Annotated in this window: 12 protein-coding genes; 4 read left to right on the top strand and 8 right to left on the bottom strand. The window is 58.9% G+C overall.

The window, feature by feature from the left end; genetic code table 11:
- Positions 1 to 12: 12 nt before the first annotated feature.
- The 4 genes from OF385_RS02005 to OF385_RS01990 all read right to left on the bottom strand — a co-directional run bounded on the left by OF385_RS02005 (position 13) and on the right by OF385_RS01990 (position 4,203).
- On the bottom strand, positions 13 to 1,248 hold the full coding sequence (locus OF385_RS02005; RefSeq protein ID WP_264276748.1) for a glycoside hydrolase family 3 N-terminal domain-containing protein: 1,236 nt from the start codon (positions 1,246 to 1,248) through the stop codon (positions 13 to 15).
- Positions 1,249 to 1,290: 42 nt separating this feature from the next.
- Positions 1,291 to 2,583 (bottom strand): Y-family DNA polymerase, encoded by a 1,293-nt coding sequence (locus OF385_RS02000; protein ID WP_264276747.1) that lies wholly within the window; start codon positions 2,581 to 2,583, stop codon positions 1,291 to 1,293.
- On the bottom strand, positions 2,573 to 2,989 hold the full coding sequence (locus OF385_RS01995) for a LexA family protein (protein ID WP_264276746.1): 417 nt from the start codon (positions 2,987 to 2,989) through the stop codon (positions 2,573 to 2,575). Before OF385_RS01995 ends, OF385_RS02000 begins: the two co-directional genes overlap by 11 nt.
- A gap of 77 nt (positions 2,990 to 3,066) precedes the next feature.
- Entirely contained in the window at positions 3,067 to 4,203 is a 1,137-nt protein-coding gene (locus OF385_RS01990) for a glycosyltransferase 87 family protein (RefSeq protein ID WP_264276745.1), read from the bottom strand.
- 446 nt (positions 4,204 to 4,649) lie between these two features.
- On the opposite strand from OF385_RS01990, the gene OF385_RS01985 reads away from it, so the two are divergent.
- The gene (locus OF385_RS01985) at positions 4,650 to 5,504 is read left to right on the top strand and encodes an NAD-dependent epimerase/dehydratase family protein (protein ID WP_264276744.1); all 855 of its coding nucleotides are present in this window, start codon (positions 4,650 to 4,652) and stop codon (positions 5,502 to 5,504) included.
- Positions 5,505 to 5,570: 66 nt separating this feature from the next.
- On the opposite strand, the gene OF385_RS01980 is transcribed toward OF385_RS01985, so the two are convergent.
- On the bottom strand, positions 5,571 to 6,848 hold the full coding sequence (locus OF385_RS01980) for an NAD(P)/FAD-dependent oxidoreductase (RefSeq protein WP_264276743.1): 1,278 nt from the start codon (positions 6,846 to 6,848) through the stop codon (positions 5,571 to 5,573).
- 321 nt (positions 6,849 to 7,169) lie between these two features.
- Here OF385_RS01980 and OF385_RS01975 point away from each other — a divergent pair, with 321 nt between their 5' ends.
- Positions 7,170 to 8,375, top strand: a complete 1,206-nt coding sequence (locus OF385_RS01975; protein ID WP_264276742.1) for a hypothetical protein — start codon at positions 7,170 to 7,172, stop codon at positions 8,373 to 8,375.
- Positions 8,376 to 8,467: 92 nt separating this feature from the next.
- Here OF385_RS01975 and ltrA (OF385_RS01970) read toward each other — a convergent pair whose 3' ends face one another.
- The 3 genes from ltrA (OF385_RS01970) to OF385_RS01960 all read right to left on the bottom strand — a co-directional run bounded on the left by ltrA (OF385_RS01970) (position 8,468) and on the right by OF385_RS01960 (position 13,821).
- The gene (ltrA, locus tag OF385_RS01970) at positions 8,468 to 9,814 is read right to left on the bottom strand and encodes a group II intron reverse transcriptase/maturase (protein ID WP_264277838.1); all 1,347 of its coding nucleotides are present in this window, start codon (positions 9,812 to 9,814) and stop codon (positions 8,468 to 8,470) included.
- Between the two features lie 612 nt (positions 9,815 to 10,426).
- Positions 10,427 to 11,773 (bottom strand): group II intron reverse transcriptase/maturase, encoded by a 1,347-nt coding sequence (gene ltrA / locus OF385_RS01965; RefSeq protein ID WP_264277838.1) that lies wholly within the window; start codon positions 11,771 to 11,773, stop codon positions 10,427 to 10,429.
- A gap of 863 nt (positions 11,774 to 12,636) precedes the next feature.
- The gene (locus tag OF385_RS01960; protein WP_264276741.1) at positions 12,637 to 13,821 is read right to left on the bottom strand and encodes a sensor histidine kinase; all 1,185 of its coding nucleotides are present in this window, start codon (positions 13,819 to 13,821) and stop codon (positions 12,637 to 12,639) included.
- A gap of 312 nt (positions 13,822 to 14,133) precedes the next feature.
- Between OF385_RS01960 and OF385_RS01955 the strand changes: the two genes are divergently transcribed.
- Together OF385_RS01955 and OF385_RS01950 are read left to right on the top strand one after the other, a co-directional pair.
- On the top strand, positions 14,134 to 14,808 hold the full coding sequence (locus tag OF385_RS01955; RefSeq protein ID WP_264276740.1) for a response regulator: 675 nt from the start codon (positions 14,134 to 14,136) through the stop codon (positions 14,806 to 14,808).
- A gap of 124 nt (positions 14,809 to 14,932) precedes the next feature.
- Positions 14,933 to 17,491: an ATP-dependent Clp protease ATP-binding subunit gene (locus OF385_RS01950; protein WP_264276739.1), complete on the top strand. Its 2,559-nt coding sequence runs from the start codon at positions 14,933 to 14,935 to the stop codon at positions 17,489 to 17,491.
- Positions 17,492 to 17,494 lie beyond the last annotated feature (3 nt).

The raw sequence follows: 17,494 nt of genomic DNA, 5'->3' as shown, positions 1-17,494 counted from the left end.
GATGCCAGATTCCTAGCCCAGCTTCGCTTCCAGGATCACTGTGGCCGCCTCGCGGACCTTCGCCGCGAACTTCTTGTCATCCTTGGCTTCGGCCGCCAGCGCCTTGGCCATGGCAATTGCCTGATCGGCCTTAACGCACAATGGCACCGTGCCACCGGCCGCCACGAACTTCACAGCGCGCTGGCCGACGGGAACCGAAGCAACCTGCTGCGCTTCGCACAGGTCATCGGAAATCACCACGCCCTCGTAGCCCAGTTCATCGCGCAGCAGTCCGGTGATGATCGCCTGTGAGAACGGCGCATCATTCTTGGCATCAAGTTCTGCATAGCGGGCGTTGGAAATCATGATCCAGGAATTATCCTGGGCGATCGCCTGCTTGAATGGGTCAAGGTCGGAAGCATCCATGCCGATCACGGTGTCAGTGACACCACTGGAGGTATCTGTATTTTTTGCCACCCTGCCCAAGCCGGGGAAATGCTTGACCACCGGCTGCACCCCGGCGTCGTTCAAGGCATCGTTCACGGTGGTTATGGCAGAGGAAACATCGCCGGCGGTGTGGGCGTATTCCCGCCCGAAGTAGCCGATGGGGGCGTTGCCGGTGCCGACCTTGGCCGGCACCACATCAGCCACCGGCGCAAGGTTCACGTTGATCCCGGCGTCGGCCAATTCTTCACCGACCTGCTTGATGGTCGAGGACAGCTTGTCCTGAGGCCATTGGCCCTGCTTGGTGGCGGTCGGCAACTGAGTGAATCCGGCGCCCTGCAGGACCCGCACGAATCCGCCTTCCTGGTCGGTAGCCACCCAGACCGGCAGCTGGTCGGGGACATTGGATTTCAGGGCCTTGGTGATAGCCCCGACTTCCGCGGCGGTCTGCTTGAGCGAGAGCTGCGACCTGCCTCGCAAAAACACGTTGCCCAGGCCCCGCTTCTTCATGGCTTTCAGCTCTGCGCTGCCCGCGCCTTGTGCCGAGACGCCTGCCATCACCAAGCTTGCCGCTTGCTGCTCCACCGAGAGCTGGCCAACGAGTTTTTCCGCCTGCTGGCGAAGCGTCGGTTCCTGGGTTGGCGTAGGCGCTACCTCCTCGTTGCCTTCGGGCCCCGTCGCCTTGCTCGTGGGCGAGGATGATATTGATGGCGCGGGATTGTGCGAACTTGAGCCATTAGTCGGTGAACTGGGCGCACTGCAGCTGCTGAGCAGCAGCATCGAGAGCATTCCCAACGACATGAGCGCTCTGACATGAGTAGTCATGATTTCTTCCTCTCACTCAGATCTGCGAAGACGCCGAAAGTTCTATGCGCGGACTTCCAAGAGCTCATCCCATTCGGTGGTGTAGCGCTGGGAGATGTGTTCGCGTTTCATGGTCCACGCCGGGCTTTGGGCCATGCCCGCTGGTCCCAAGCCGATGGACTTCGCCCCGAAACGCGCGGAAATATCCTGCACTACCGAGGAGACATTCTTCTGCTCATTTTCATCGTGCTCGTCGCCGAGGTCAAAAAGATCCAGCTGCTTTTCACCCGGGGAATCACTGAGCCCGGAGAGGATCACTCCCCCGCGTACGTAATCCATGCCGGGCTGCATCAGATCAGCCATGGCCGCGATAGCCAGCTTGCTGAGCAGGATAGGGTCCCGTGTCGGCCGGGGCAGCCGCACCTGAGCGCTGGGGAAGGATGATTCGCCTTGGGCAAATCGGCTGGTGCCCGCGGTGACCGTCAAGAGCGTGGCATATCGTCCTTCACTGGCCAACCGGCTGGCGGCCTTCTGCGCATAGATGGACATGACTTCTTCCATGGCCTCGCGGGTCCGTACCGGGGTCGAGAAGGACCGGGTGAACATGACCTGCCCGCGGTCCGCGCGTTCTTCCACCGGCCCGATGCAGCGCTGCCCGTTGAGTTCGAAGACGGTACGTTGTAGCACCACGGAGAATTTCTTGCGGATGAGCAACGGGTCAGCGTCGCGCAAATCAGCGATGGTTTCGATGCCCATGCTGGCCAATTTGGCCCCCGATTTGCGTCCCACTCCCCAAACGTCGGTGACCGGAACGCGGGTCAGGATATTGCCCAGAACCTGCTGGTCCATCAACTGCTGGACGCAGACACCTCCGAGCCCGGGGTTGTGCTTGGCAATATGGTTGGCCAGCTTGGCCAGCGTCTTGGTGGTGGACACTCCCACGCAGACCGGCACACCGATGGTCTTGTCGATGGCCTTGCGGATCTGCGCGGCGGTGCTGCGCACCTGTTCCAGATTGCCTTCCAAGCCGATGAACGATTCGTCGATGGAGTAGACCTCATGCCACGTGCCGTAGCGGCCGAGCAGTTCCATGACGCGGGCGGACATGTCGCCATAGAGTTCATAGTTGCTCGAGCGCACGGCCAGGTTGTGGCTGTCCATGAGCCGCTGGATCTTGAAGAATGGTTCTCCGGTGGGGATGCCCAGGTCCTTGGCTTCCTGGGATCGCGCGACCACGCAGCCATCATTGTTGGACAGGACGACTACCGGACGATTGCGCAGCGAGTAGTCGAAGGCCCGCTCGCAGGATACGTAGAAGTTGTTCACGTCGACCAGCGACACGTGATCAGCGGACATGATGCAGGCACCTCGTGATGACCCCGAAGACCCCGACTTCATCACCCTCGGTCAGCCAGACCGGCAGGGGCGATTCGTCGCTGAGCAACCCGACCTTGGAACCGTCGATATGCCATCGCCGTACCAGCATTTGCCCGTTGAGATTCACGATGACCACGGAGCCATCGCGGACCGAGAGCGAACGGTCGACGATCACTTCATCACCGTCGTAGATTCCCGCGGACTGCATGGCACGTCCGCTCACCCGCATGATGAATGTCGATACACGGTCCCTGACCAGCAGCCGGTTCAGATCCAGGCCGCCGTCGAAGTAGTCGCGTGCTGGCGACGGGAATCCCATGGCCGAAACGGCTTGCACCGGCCCCTGGCTGGCGCCCGGAGGCATCAACTCTTGTTCGTCAGCCACGCCCACCACTCCCTGCTGCAAGCTAGTACAAATGTTCGAATACAAGAATTGTACAGCGCTTGGCAGGATGCTTCACATCAGCTGGTTCCCAGCAATTCCCGTGGTTTGGATGCCAAGGCAAACACCAGGCACAGCACCATGCCCACCACCGGGATGGCCGGCCAGATGTACCACCACGTGGCCAGTTCATAATCGGGATGGATACCGAAGAAACGAATGGCCCGCTTGGCCGAAATCATCAATTCCATGCTGAACAGCACGAGCACCCCCAGCATGATGCGCCTCGGCCAGACCTCCAGGCGCAGGGCCACCACTGCCCAGGCATAGGCTATGACCGGACCCCACACCCAGTGATGGGACCAGCTCACCGGTGAAACCAGCAGCGGGCAGGTAGCGGCAATGCCCAGCAGCACCACCGGCTCAACGGTGCCATCGAGCTTGTAGAGCAGCGCGATGAAGGCCAGGCCCACGGCGAGCGCCACGACAAACCAGATCAGCGATCCGGCGCCGAGCCGGGTGAGGAATCCCTGCAGGGAAATATTGTCGATGTACCCCACATTGCCGACGCGCGACGGATCGCGCACCACGTCGAACCAGTAGTCCAATGTATTGCGCCATTGGAAGACCAGCCCGATGACCTGGGTGCCGAGGAAGGTCAGGGTGCCGATGATGACCGCCGTCCATTTGCGCATGGCCAACGGAAGAATCAGCAGTGCAATAGGCGTGAGCTTGATGCCGGCGCAAATCCCGACCGCAATCACAAACGGGGTCAAAGACTTTGAATTCACCAGCGCCAGATAACACGCGCCGAGAATAAGGATATTAATCTGCCCGAACCAAATGGTGTCGCGGAATGGACCGGAAATCAGCATCAGGCAGGTCAGCGTCAAAGGAGTGACCCAGCGTCCTAGTTTCGGCCAGCGTCGGGCAATGCGCGTGGCCAGGTCCTTGCCGACAAAGAAAGTCAGCACAATGGATGCCACCATGGTGACAGTCACCGAGACCCAGTAGGGGAAGAACGCCATGGGAAGGAAAAGCAAGGCGGCGAATGTCGGGTAGGTGAAGGGCAACCCAGGAGCATTGATGGGGCCGACAAATGGCCCGTACAGGTCTTCTGGTTCCCGCAGCAAGGTCAGCGCCCCTTCGCGGTACACCGACAGATCCCACCCGGTAGGTTCGATGGCGATCAACGTCCAGACCAAGAGCACGACCATCGCTATTTCGAGGACGGCTGTAGTTGGCTTGACTGGCCTGATGATTGAAGAACGGATAAATCATCACCCTAGCATTGGTGGATCTGGCGGCCCGGCAACCCAAGCGCCTGGCGGCAGTAGAGGAATTCTGTCGGCGCGAACATTGAATTCTTAACAGAACAGCATTCTTCATCGGTGCCGGACTGCGCTGATTCTTCAATTGCGCCTGCTATTAACCCTAGAGCACAATCTGCAAGTTCATTTCCGGGGCGTTTTGCCTTCGCCGCTGGCCACGGCCCCGGTTCAGATCCGGTGGGGCCGAGGCAGCCACACGGTGCCCCGGTGATACCTTCCGCTGCGTCCTGCAGCAGCTGGCTCCCGGCCCGATGGCGGCATCGTGTGGGAACTTTCCTCGGGGCCCAGAAGTTCTAGTCTTGAAGTACACGGAGTAACAACAAAGGAGCGCAGTGGAAGTCTTGCTAGTCAGTTGTGGCGATGTCGCCACCGAAGCCGGTCTGCGATTCCTCGCCCAAGCAGATGAGGTTACCGGGTGGCGCCGCAACAGCAGCAAGCTTCCCCCAGCGTTCGACGGGCACGATGTAGACCTGCTGAATCCGGCCGGCTGGCCGCAAATCGACCCCGCGACGGAAGTCGTTGTGCTGACTCCGGTGCCGGTGTCCCGCGATGTGGACGGTTACGAGCGCAGCTACCTGCAGGTCGCCCAGGAACTCTGCGTCCGACTGCGCGAGCAAGCGCCAAAACTCCGCCGGCTGATCTATGTTTCCTCCACCGCAGTGATGGGTGGCGATGACGGCGAATGGGTAACCGAGCAAGCACCGGTCCACGCCTCCCGCGATACCGCTAAGGTTTTGGCTCGCACCGAGGCCGCGCTCGCCGGCAGCGGCCTGCCAGTGACTATCTTGCGGGCCTCGGGTATCTATGGCCCGGGGCGCACCAGGCTCATTGACCTGGTCGTCTCCGGAACTGCCAAGGTTCCCGCCGGTTCGCACTGGACCAATCGGATTCATCGCGATGACTTGGCAGCCGCCATCGTGCACGTGGCCAACCTTGGCGACCAGGCCGCCGAACTCTATCTGGCCACCGACAGCACGCCGGCCCAGCTCGGCGAGGTGTACCAATTCCTCGCCGCAGAGCTGGGCATGCGGCTGCCTGGGCAGGAGGCAGGTTCGTCCATGCGGCGTGCCGGCGACCGGCGGCTGGACAATTCACGGCTACTGGCCAGTGGCCTGAAACTGCACTACCCGAGTTTCATCGAGGGCTACCGCGACATCCTGTCTGGTATTTCTTCCCGGCACGCCTGATGGCTCCACGCCGCGAGTGCGGCCGTGGCAGGCACGCCACCTGGCCGCCGTTCTCGGTGATTTGGCCTAGAACCCCTTGCGCAGCGGGTTGAAGTGCCGGGCGATCACCGGAGCATCCTGGCCGCTGATTTGCGCAGCCAGGATCTTTCCGGTCAGCGGCCCCAGGGCCACGCCCCACATGCCGTGGCCGCCACCCACGGAGACACGCTCCGAGCCGGTGCGGCCGATCAGCGGCAGCCCATCGGCGGTGCATGGCCGTCCGCCGACCCATTCCTCTTTGCGGTGCTCCCAGTTGATCCCCTTGTACACCGGGGTGGCCGCCGCGACGATTGCCTCGATGCGCTTTGGCTCCAGCTTGTGGTTCACATCCCGGAACTCCATGGTGCCCGCAATCCGGAAACGGTCGCCCAGCGGGGTGCAGGCCACGCGCTGGGTCGGGAAATAGATCGGGTGCGTTGGCATGTGCTCGGGCTCGACGGTGAACGAGTAGCCTCGGCCAGCCTGGACCACGACATTAACGCCGAACTTCTTGGCTATGTCGGTCATCCAGGCACCGGTGGCCAGCACGACGTGATCCGCGGTGATAGCCCGGCCTTCGGAACCGATCACTGTTACCGAATTCTTGTTGTCGCGGATATCGGTGACGTTAAAGGCGCCGAGGATATCGCCACCTCGCTCGATGACGGATTCGGCCAGCGAAGCCATGAATTTCGGCGGGTTGATGTAGCGCTGGTTCTTGATGGCGACGCCAGCCGCGACATTATCCGAAAGCGTCGGTTCAATACCGCGCAACTCGTCCCCGGTCAGCAGCTCGTATTCGACATTGCCACCGGTTTTTTCGATCATCTCGAATTCGTGCAGGAGCGCATCGCGATCCTTGAACGAGGTGAATCCGGTCAAGAACGGGTTTGCCGGCTTGGTCAGTTCAGCAACGCCCGGGCCGGCAGCCGTGCGCTGGGCGATCTCGTCAAATGCATCGAGCCCGGTGACCCCGATCTCGGAGAAGATGCGCATGGCAGCTTCCCAGCGCTTGGGCATCGAGTGCCATGCGAACCCGAGGAGGAAACGCAGCAGCTTCGCGTCGGCCTTCAACGGAATATACAGCGGCGATGTCGGATCGAGCATCATCTTCAGGCCGTTGGCAAAAATCGCAGGCTCGGCAATGGGCAAGGTCAATGCGGGCGTCAGCCATCCGGCATTACCCCACGACGAACCCGAAGCCACGCCACCGCGATCCACAACAGTGACTTTCACGCCAGCTTCCTGCAAGTACCAGGCCGTAGACAAGCCCACGAACCCCGCACCGACAACAACAACATGATCCGGCGCAGCTACCCCTGCCATGACCCACTCTCCTAGCTTTCCTTTGGCCCCACTACGCAAGGCCGCATGTGTTCACTGTCGCGCGATCCAGCGCTAAATTCAACGGGTTCTGGGGATTCAACGGTGAGCGCCGCCACACTTCGATGTGACTTGTGTTTTCTGCGGAAATTTCGTGATCTTGCCGTATTTCCAGCAAGTCTCTCCGGGGATACGAAAGCTTTAACCGCCATGGACGGCATGAGGCATATCCGGGAATCTGTTCTGAAGCGCACTCTGCGTACACTGATTGGAAGCGAATAATCCCTCTTTTTACCGCCATCCCAAAGGAACACCACCACTCACATGGCCTCACGCAAACCAGCCAAGAAGAAACCAGTCCAGGGACACCCGGCACGCCGAACAGGTGCAAGCTCAGTACCGTTCGAAACCGAAGTGCGCCAGGCTCTGCAACCGTTCAAGTCCCAGCTCTTCCGCCATTTCCAAGAAGAAGGGCAGCCCGCCAGCGAGACTCGGGCGGCACTCGAAGGCTTGACCACGCTGCTGACGGTTCATGCCCAGTTGCGCAAGAGCGTTGACGTCCTGTCGCTGGACCCGACGATTCTCGGCGAGCAGCTAGGCCACCTCTCCTCGCTGGGCAAGGAAGTTGCTGCAACCAGCGCGGCCATCCTCAAGCACTACCTGACGTTCTTGGGAACCTCCGCCAATTTCGGCGGCAGTGTCGAGGACTTCAAACAGACATTCGAGTTCCTTTCTCGCATGGCTGGCGATTCACCGATCGTCGCGCCTTATCTTGGAGACGATGAAGCCAATGGCGCCTTCGAATCCATGCGCTTCGTTTTCGCGGCACGCGAGTTGATCCAGTGGGTCGGCGAAGGCAAGCCAACCACCCCGGCCGGCGTGCTGACCGGGGAAACCTTGCAGGACGCAGCCCAAGCGTTGGGCTTGTTCATCAAGGTCGATGTGACTGCCGAAGTCCCCGAGGATGTTTCCTGGGAGCCGGAAGATGGAACCGCAGTTCCTTCGCTGGCCGATATCCCGCGGCTCTCGGCCTACTGGGATGCTCTGATCGGCACCGCGATGTTGACCTACCAATCGCCTAACGCCACGCCGACCGAATCGCTCAGCGAGGCGCTGCTGGCGTCCAGCGGAGCCGGTGCGCGTGTGGTCAAGGAGCTGATTGCGGAGGTGCTGTACTCGCACATCCTGATCAACACTTTGGAGAAGCCAGGCCAGGCTCAGATTGCTGAGATGGTGGCCGGCGTCTTAAGCAGTGCCGCCTCGTCGACTCCACCACGCACTGAATTCGCCCTGCAGATTCCCACGAAGGAGGATCTGCCCGAAGAGCAGCACCATTTGATCCCGAGCCTCGAAGAGGTCGTTCCGCAGGTTGAAACCCTCCTGCGGACCTTTGAACGCGAGGGGCTGGTGGAAATCGACGACCAAATCACCGTCCCCGTTGTTCTTCGCTCCTCCTTGGAACGCGCGCTGGGCAAGGTTTCGGAACATGTACTGAAACGGGACAGCAATTCCGCCACCTCGGAGATCTAGGACCTTCTAGATCCATCGAGTAGGTGGGGGTGTCTAGCCCCCACCTCTCACACCACCAGGACATGCGGGCCCGCATCCGGCGGTTCGCTAGGTCACTGAAAACGCTCCCAAGCCCGGCGAAAGAACACCACACCCAACTCCTCCCAATAGGAAGTCGGCAAGGCACGGTGAAGAATCGGGGACTTCGCCACGCGCCAAAAGGCACGCGAGCTGTTCCCCCACTGATAAGCCTTATCCTTAACAATCCCCAGACGGCGAAGATTCGCCACCCGAGTACGAGGAAGCTTCCACTCCTTCCAGCGGATCTGACGTAAACGGCGCCTGAACCATTCATCAAGATCAGAGAACTTCCCCGGCGTCACAGACAACCGGAAGTAGCCCATCCAACCCCGAACAAAACGATTCAACTGCTCGATACGGTAGTCCATCGACACACTCCACCGCCGAGAAGTCAGATCTCGGATCCGTTGCTTCATGCGTTTGAACGCCTTCGGAGCAACCTTGATCCTGACTTTCGACCCTTTGACGAAGTAGAAACCAAAACCCAGCAACGTAGCTACACTCGCCGGATTGATCACTGATTTCTGCCGATTGACCCTCAACTTCAAACGCTGTTCAAGGACTTTCGTCGCCTGATCCAGCACCCGTTGAGCTGCCCGTTTCGACTTCACAAAAATTCTGATGTCATCGGCATACCGCACGAAACGGTGATCCCTCGACCAGAACTCCTGATCAAAATCATCCAACATGATATTCGAGAGCAACGGCGACAAAGGAGACCCCTGCGGGGTTCCCTCCACCGTTTCCCGGCGAACACCCTGCGCCATGATCCCAGCCGTCAAATACTTGCGAACAAGCTTCAGAACTCGCTTGTCTTTCACCTTCCGCGCAACCCTGGACATCAGCACGTCATGGTTCACCCGATCAAAGAACGCATCAAGATCAACCTCCACAACCCACCGATACCCCTGCTCGATGGCCTCACGAGCCATCGAAGCAGCGTCGTGGGCGCTTTTGCCCGGCCGGAACCCGTAGGAGACCGGCACGAACCCCTCATCGAAAATCGGGGACAAGACTTGCGCGAGAGCCTGTTGAATCAACCGATCCAACACGGACGGAACACCCAGCATCCGTTCCCCAGCGTCAGGCTTCGGAATCATCACCTGACGCACCGGCAACGGCGCATACGTTCCAGCATCAAGCGCCTTCCGAGTCTCCATCCAATGCTCATGGCACCATGCGCGCAACTCATGCGCTTCAAGGCCGTCAACACCGGCAGAACCCTTATTCCGCTCAACACGTTTCAATGCAACCAACAAGTTCCCTCGCGAGAACACCTGCTCCCACAGATCGACTTGTTGATCCCTGATGTCTTCCCCATCAGCCACCGGTTCAACGCTACGCGCAAGAAAATACTCTCCCGGATTCACCGGTACCATCCTCCCTCTGCCCCACCACGTCCGTGGGTTTTCTGCGATGATCGCGTGAGCACGAGAACTCATGCTTCAGTCCATCAATTCCCAGCGTTCAGCCCTTCCCTGCCTCCCTCATCAACCACAACGGGTCTCGGGCAAACGATCGGGTTCCTCACCCGACGCGATTCCCAGGCAGGTACTATGACCTCTGCTGACTTCTGCCCCATCAGTATCTGACCTCACGACCAGAACCGCCCCACCCGTCCAAGGACTGGTGGTGCACTGGGACAGACCTCCCCAGATAAGAACATTCACTTTCACCCTGCGCCTGCCACATTTACACACCTGCCGTTTTGATGGAGCGGGCTTCACCATCTCTTGCTGGCTTACCCCGACAAACATGCCTTATATGTGATTCGTGTTCCTCAGTGCAGAGGTTTGCCTCCGGCTTCCTTCCCACCCCACCTCGCGGTGACGCAGTTGCCTTCAGCTAAGCCTTAAACCACCTTCTCGGCCAGAGGACTTTCACCTCCAAGTAAATGCCCATGCTGGGCGTACATCGAGTAGGTGGGGGTGTCTAGCCCCCACCTCTCACACCACCAGGACATGCGGGCCCGCATCCGGCGGTTCGCTAGGTCACTGAAAACGCTCCCAAGCCCGGCGAAAGAACACCACACCCAACTCCTCCCAATAGGAAGTCGGCAAGGCACGGTGAAGAATCGGGGACTTCGCCACGCGCCAAAAGGCACGCGAGCTGTTCCCCCACTGATAAGCCTTATCCTTAACAATCCCCAGACGGCGAAGATTCGCCACCCGAGTACGAGGAAGCTTCCACTCCTTCCAGCGGATCTGACGTAAACGGCGCCTGAACCATTCATCAAGATCAGAGAACTTCCCCGGCGTCACAGACAACCGGAAGTAGCCCATCCAACCCCGAACAAAACGATTCAACTGCTCGATACGGTAGTCCATCGACACACTCCACCGCCGAGAAGTCAGATCTCGGATCCGTTGCTTCATGCGTTTGAACGCCTTCGGAGCAACCTTGATCCTGACTTTCGACCCTTTGACGAAGTAGAAACCAAAACCCAGCAACGTAGCTACACTCGCCGGATTGATCACTGATTTCTGCCGATTGACCCTCAACTTCAAACGCTGTTCAAGGACTTTCGTCGCCTGATCCAGCACCCGTTGAGCTGCCCGTTTCGACTTCACAAAAATTCTGATGTCATCGGCATACCGCACGAAACGGTGATCCCTCGACCAGAACTCCTGATCAAAATCATCCAACATGATATTCGAGAGCAACGGCGACAAAGGAGACCCCTGCGGGGTTCCCTCCACCGTTTCCCGGCGAACACCCTGCGCCATGATCCCAGCCGTCAAATACTTGCGAACAAGCTTCAGAACTCGCTTGTCTTTCACCTTCCGCGCAACCCTGGACATCAGCACGTCATGGTTCACCCGATCAAAGAACGCATCAAGATCAACCTCCACAACCCACCGATACCCCTGCTCGATGGCCTCACGAGCCATCGAAGCAGCGTCGTGGGCGCTTTTGCCCGGCCGGAACCCGTAGGAGACCGGCACGAACCCCTCATCGAAAATCGGGGACAAGACTTGCGCGAGAGCCTGTTGAATCAACCGATCCAACACGGACGGAACACCCAGCATCCGTTCCCCAGCGTCAGGCTTCGGAATCATCACCTGACGCACCGGCAACGGCGCATACGTTCCAGCATCAAGCGCCTTCCGAGTCTCCATCCAATGCTCATGGCACCATGCGCGCAACTCATGCGCTTCAAGGCCGTCAACACCGGCAGAACCCTTATTCCGCTCAACACGTTTCAATGCAACCAACAAGTTCCCTCGCGAGAACACCTGCTCCCACAGATCGACTTGTTGATCCCTGATGTCTTCCCCATCAGCCACCGGTTCAACGCTACGCGCAAGAAAATACTCTCCCGGATTCACCGGTACCATCCTCCCTCTGCCCCACCACGTCCGTGGGTTTTCTGCGATGATCGCGTGAGCACGAGAACTCATGCTTCAGTCCATCAATTCCCAGCGTTCAGCCCTTCCCTGCCTCCCTCATCAACCACAACGGGTCTCGGGCAAACGATCGGGTTCCTCACCCGACGCGATTCCCAGGCAGGTACTATGACCTCTGCTGACTTCTGCCCCATCAGTATCTGACCTCACGACCAGAACCGCCCCACCCGTCCAAGGACTGGTGGTGCACTGGGACAGACCTCCCCAGATAAGAACATTCACTTTCACCCTGCGCCTGCCACATTTACACACCTGCCGTTTTGATGGAGCGGGCTTCACCATCTCTTGCTGGCTTACCCCGACAAACATGCCTTATATGTGATTCGTGTTCCTCAGTGCAGAGGTTTGCCTCCGGCTTCCTTCCCACCCCACCTCGCGGTGACGCAGTTGCCTTCAGCTAAGCCTTAAACCACCTTCTCGGCCAGAGGACTTTCACCTCCAAGTAAATGCCCATGCTGGGCGTACAAGAAATGCGATGGCACCGGAGATTCTCCGGTGCCATCGCATTCCAAGAACATCTGCATATCGGCGCCGGAGGTTCTGCCGGCGATTAAGTTATAAAAGGTACGCTGCACTGCTGACAGACAACGACGGGCGATGGGGGCGCCTCCGCCGATGAAAGATCAGTCCGTTCACACAATGCAACGTACCTTTTAATCACCCTTAAGGTCTTCCATGGTGCCACTCGCAAAACACCACCAAGTACCTTTCTGGTGATCGGTCTTCACCGATACATGTCTAACCTATCGCGTTCACGGGAAATCCGAAATCATACTTTAGTAGGAGGGTAGGACCTAGAACGGGATACTGGCGCGCAGGGTCCAAAACCCGTTTTCGGAACTCGTCGAGAATTTTCCACCAAAAGCACGCATGCGGTCCGACATACCAATCAGTCCGCTTCCACCTTCCGGAAGCCCCGTTGCATTTTTCACCGAAACATCGATCTGATTAGTAATTTCTAATACGGCTTCGGTTCCGTGCAACGCCAACTTCAAGGTGCAAGAACCTCCAGGCGCCCCGTGTTTGATGACATTCGTTGTCCCTTCTTGCATCACTCGATAGATCGCAGTCTGCGCTGAACGAGGCATCTCAGAAATCTTCTCATCCGTGGTTGAGGTCACGGAAAAGTTTGCATCCTTAAGACGTTCAGCAAATAGTTCCGCTCCCTGAAGTGCGTATACAGTCGTTGCGGCCGGATTATCGATGCCAGGGGTTGCTTCATCAGACATCGTTCCATCGGCACGCAGAACATTGAGCATCAGGCGCAGGTCATGCAGGGTTTCAGAACTCAACTTTGAAATGACTTCCAAGGCGTCCAACGCCACTTGGCCGTCGTTGGAAAACTTCGCTGCCTTTGATTGCATTGCGACGATCGTGATGTCGTGGGCGACGATGTCATGGAGGTCCCGTGCGATATTCTTGCGCTCTCTATCGATCGCCGTTCGCGTTTGCTCCTGCGCTCGCTGCATCTGCTCGACTGCGTGAGCGTTCTTCTCCCTTAGGGAATAGATATTGCGCGTCACAAAGTAGGACAGCGCAGTCAGCGGCGCCAATGCCACCAGCAGTACAGCATCTTTTTGAGCCTGGATCCCGAACTGCACCATCCAGGCAACCGACAAGGTAAGAAACAGACCACGAACACTTCGGGTCGAGGCAGTTGCCGCCAAGGCAGCAAAAATCATGAACGAGACCGCCGTCCAGAAGAACATCTCACCCGATGTCAGGTAGAAATACGCGACGGCGATGAACAGGCCCAGTGAGGCTGCTAGCCAGCGAAAACCGACCGCTAGGATCACGCATAGCGCAACACCGATCAAGGCACCTCTAATAGAAACGTCTGAGGAACCGCGCAGACCCTTCTGAAGGATAGTTACGAACTCACTGCTGGAAACCAGCACTAGCACCACAATGCCAGCCCAAATAATGACACCCCGACCAGCAAGGTGCTTGGTCAGGGTGCCTTTTAGTCGTTCACTCATATGCCGAATAATTCACGGCAATGCCAATCAAGTCAAATAGGTCAGCTTACGGGCATGCAACGCCGTAGCGGGCGCAAAGCCACTTGCCGAAATCTTCTCCCACGCCAGCAGGTGTCGCAACGGAACCGCCACTGATCTGCTGGCTCTGCGCCGCAGATGCGGGAGCAGCCACAGCCGTTAATGGTGCTAATGCCAATGCGGCAACGGCCAGCATTTTCAAACCCTTCATAACAAACCCCACATCTCGTCAACTTATATACTTACAAGTGAGCAGTCCGTTTAGTGATCTGCAGCATCGGCCCAAAGGAAAAAATGGAACAGATCAAGGTCCTAATCGTCGATGATGAACCCCTCATTCGGCATGCGTTGGGGACAATACTAGCAACAGATCAAGGAATTGTAACCGTATTTTCTGCAGAAAATGGCAAGCAGGCAGTCGACTATTGTTCCGAGAATGAGATCGACGTTGTTCTGATGGATTTGCAGATGCCAATCATGGATGGAGTTAGCGCTACGCGCGCCATTAAATCCCGCAAAGACAGCCCCGCAGTCCTTGCAATTACGGCATTTTCCTCGGATGAGTATTTAGTTCCCGTCCTCACCGCTGGCGCCAGCGGGTACCTTGTTAAAGATTCCGAACCAGGCGAAATCATTAATGCCGTGCACGCAGTCCACCAAGGCACCGCCGCTATTTCTCCATCGGTTTCCTCCGACCTGATTTCTGCAGTGCGCGAAGCCTATATCGACAATACTCAAGCTGTTGAAGATCTCATTTATGACCTCGGCATTACCAATAGAGAAATTCAGATTCTAAAACTCCTTGCTCAGGGATTAAATAACACTGAAATCTCTAAAACCTTGGGAATCACCGAAACCACGGTGAAGACGCACATGGCCAAGATTTTCGCCAAGCTGGATGTCCGCGACCGCGTACAGGCACTTGTGGCGGCCGCGCGCATGGGAATCGTCGAAATCCCCAAGGACTAATAACTGCTTCTGCCCTGTGTGAGCTCGAACGCTCGAAAGAAATCTTGAACGCCTCGGGAATATCTTGGAGCCTCAGACGTTGAACATGAGCATAGACCGCTCAAGTTTCTACTAGGAGGCTCACTTGCCAGCATTTTTTGGTGCACCATCAGACGGCTCGTTTGAGGAATTCCTCTCCCGTTTCCTCTCTTCGCGCGCCCAGGCAGCTCGTCCCATCGACATCACCCGCCTGCTTTCTACGCGTACCCACGAGGCTGTAGCAACCGCAGCAGCGATCTCGCACGAGCACGGTCACGACGAGATCGACTCGCTGCACCTGCTCGCCGCGCTGATCCGCACAGAACCCATCGGCGAGCACCTCACCGCCATGGGCATCGACATCGATGCGCTCAGCAAAGACGCCATCGCACATATGCCCAAGAGCCAGGACCAGGGGGAAAAGCCAACACGGCTATCCTCCGCCGCGCAACGCAGCCTCTTTGACGCTTATCAGGTGGCACGCAACTACGGGTCGACCTACATAGACCCGGACCACCTGTTCCTGGCCTTTGTCTTCAACCCGGAATCCCCCGTCAGCCACCTGCTGGCACAGCATGGAATCACCGGCCAGTCCCTGCAGCAGGCCGCCATGGAACAGGCCCAGCGCGCCCAGAATGGCGGACAGGACCAGGAGCAGGACGATTCCAATGCCTCCATGCTCGAACGCTACGGAACCGACCTGACCGCGCTGGCAGCTGACGGTCAGATCGATCCGGTGATCGGCCGCGACGATGAGCTGGATCAGGTAGTTGAGATCCTGGCCCGTCGCACCAAGAACAACCCGGTGCTGATTGGCGAGGCCGGCGTGGGCAAGACCGCGATCGCCGAAGGACTGGCACGAGCCATCGTCGATGGCCAGGTCCCGGAACAAATCCGCGGTTCCCAGCTGATCTCCATCGACCTGCCTGGCATGTTGGCCGGCACCCGCTACCGCGGTGACTTCGAACAGCGCTTGACCGGCCTGCTCGAAGAAATCGCCGACTCCGAGGGCCAAGTGCTGGTGTTCATCGACGAGATGCACCTGCTGGTTGGCGCCGGTTCCGGCGAGTCCGGAAATATGGATGCCGCCAACATCCTCAAGCCCCGCTTGGCCCGCGGCGAGCTGCACCTGATCGGTGCTACGACGCTGGATGAATTCCGCAAGGTGGAGAAGGACAGCGCCTTGGCCCGGCGCTTCGGCAAGGTCATGGTGGATGAGCCATCCCAGGAAGTCAGCTTGGCCATCTTGGAGGGCCTGCGCGAATCCTACGAGGACCACCACCAAGTGCAGTACACCCCGGCAGCGCTCAAGGCCGCGGTGGCGCTATCGGCGCGGTACCTCACCGACCGCCAGCTGCCTGACAAGGCCATTGACCTGATCGACATCGCTGGTGCCCGGCGCTCCATCGCCGCCGGCGATACCGAGGACGTGCAGTCCTTGCGCGCCGATCTGGTGGAGGCCGAACGCGAGAAGTCCCGCGCCATCGGCCAGGAACGCTTCGAGGACGCCAGCGCATGGCGCGACCACATCGCCGAGCTGACCGCACGGATCAACGCTGCCGAGGAAGCCGGGGACGCAGGAATCACCCGTGTGGTGGATGAAGCCCAGATCTCTGAGGTCATCTCCCGCTCGACCGGCATTCCGACCTCCCGGATCACCGGAGACGACAAGTCCCGGCTGGCAACCCTCGAAGAGTCCTTGCACGCTTCGGTGATCGGCCAGAAGGATGCCGTGTCCGCAGTGGCTCGCGCGGTGCGACGCAATCGCACCGGCCTGTCCCCTGCGGGCCGGCCCATCGGTTCTTTCCTCTTCCTGGGCCCAACCGGTGTCGGCAAGACCGAGCTGGCCAAGGCCCTGGCGACCAACCTGTTCGGTTCGGCCGACTCGCTGGTGCGCGTCGATATGAGCGAATACGGCGAGAAGCACACCGTTGCCCGCCTGATCGGTGCCCCTCCGGGATACGTCGGCCACGACGAGCCGGGCCAGTTGACCGAGAAGGTCCGCCGCAACCCGTACTCGGTGATCCTTCTTGATGAGATCGAAAAGGCCCACCCGGACGTGTTCAACGTGCTGCTGCAGGTACTGGATGACGGACGCTTGACCGACTCGGCCGGCCGCACCGTGGACTTCTCGAACACGCTGATCCTCATGACCAGCAACCTCGGTGGAGAGTACCTGGCCAACAAGGCCGGGAACTTCGGTTTCACCTCGGCCAAGGCCACCAGCGAGGCTGGCGAGATCCGCGCCAAGGTGATGAGCAAGGTGCGCGAGTTCATGCGCCCCGAGTTCCTGAACCGCCTGGATGAGGTGCTGCTCTTCTCCAAGCTTTCGCAGTCGGAGATCGGCCAGATCGTCAAGCTGGTCATCGCCGATACGCAGAAGCATTTGGCAGACCAGGAACTGGATCTGGAAGTCAGCGCGGCTGCCGTGGATTGGCTGGCTACCGAGGGCTACGACCCGGAGTTCGGCGCCCGCCCGCTGCGCCGTCTGGTCCAGCGCAAGGTGCAGGATTCCATTGCCGATCTGCTGATCGACGATTCCCTGTCTGCCGGTGACACCGTCGTGGTGGACTACGCCGAAGACAAGCTGGTAGTGCGCAAGAAGGTTGACGCGCCAACCCCGCCAGCGCAGAACGAGCAGGTGCCAAGCTTCTTCGATAACTAGGTC

The organism is Glutamicibacter sp. JL.03c (genome assembly GCF_025854375.1).
GTDB lineage: Bacteria > Actinomycetota > Actinomycetes > Actinomycetales > Micrococcaceae > Glutamicibacter.
The sequence above is the reverse complement of the archived record's forward strand: the minus strand, read 5'-3'. Positions and strand labels throughout refer to the sequence as shown.

Bases quoted from the DNA above. Each gene is read 5' to 3' on its own strand.
- OF385_RS02005 (WP_264276748.1), bottom strand. From the start codon at position 1,248: ATGACTACTCATGTCAGAGCGCTCATGTCGTTGGGAATGCTCTCGATG.
- OF385_RS02000 (WP_264276747.1), bottom strand. From the start codon at position 2,583: ATGTCCGCTGATCACGTGTCGCTGGTCGACGTGAACAACTTCTACGTA.
- OF385_RS01990 (WP_264276745.1), bottom strand. From the start codon at position 4,203: ATGGTCGTGCTCTTGGTCTGGACGTTGATCGCCATCGAACCTACCGGG.
- OF385_RS01980 (WP_264276743.1), bottom strand. From the start codon at position 6,848: ATGGCAGGGGTAGCTGCGCCGGATCATGTTGTTGTTGTCGGTGCGGGG.
- OF385_RS01975 (WP_264276742.1), top strand. From the start codon at position 7,170: ATGGCCTCACGCAAACCAGCCAAGAAGAAACCAGTCCAGGGACACCCG.
- ltrA (WP_264277838.1), bottom strand. From the start codon at position 9,814: ATGGTACCGGTGAATCCGGGAGAGTATTTTCTTGCGCGTAGCGTTGAA.
- ltrA (WP_264277838.1), bottom strand. From the start codon at position 11,773: ATGGTACCGGTGAATCCGGGAGAGTATTTTCTTGCGCGTAGCGTTGAA.
- OF385_RS01960 (WP_264276741.1), bottom strand. From the start codon at position 13,821: ATGAGTGAACGACTAAAAGGCACCCTGACCAAGCACCTTGCTGGTCGG.
- OF385_RS01955 (WP_264276740.1), top strand. From the start codon at position 14,134: ATGGAACAGATCAAGGTCCTAATCGTCGATGATGAACCCCTCATTCGG.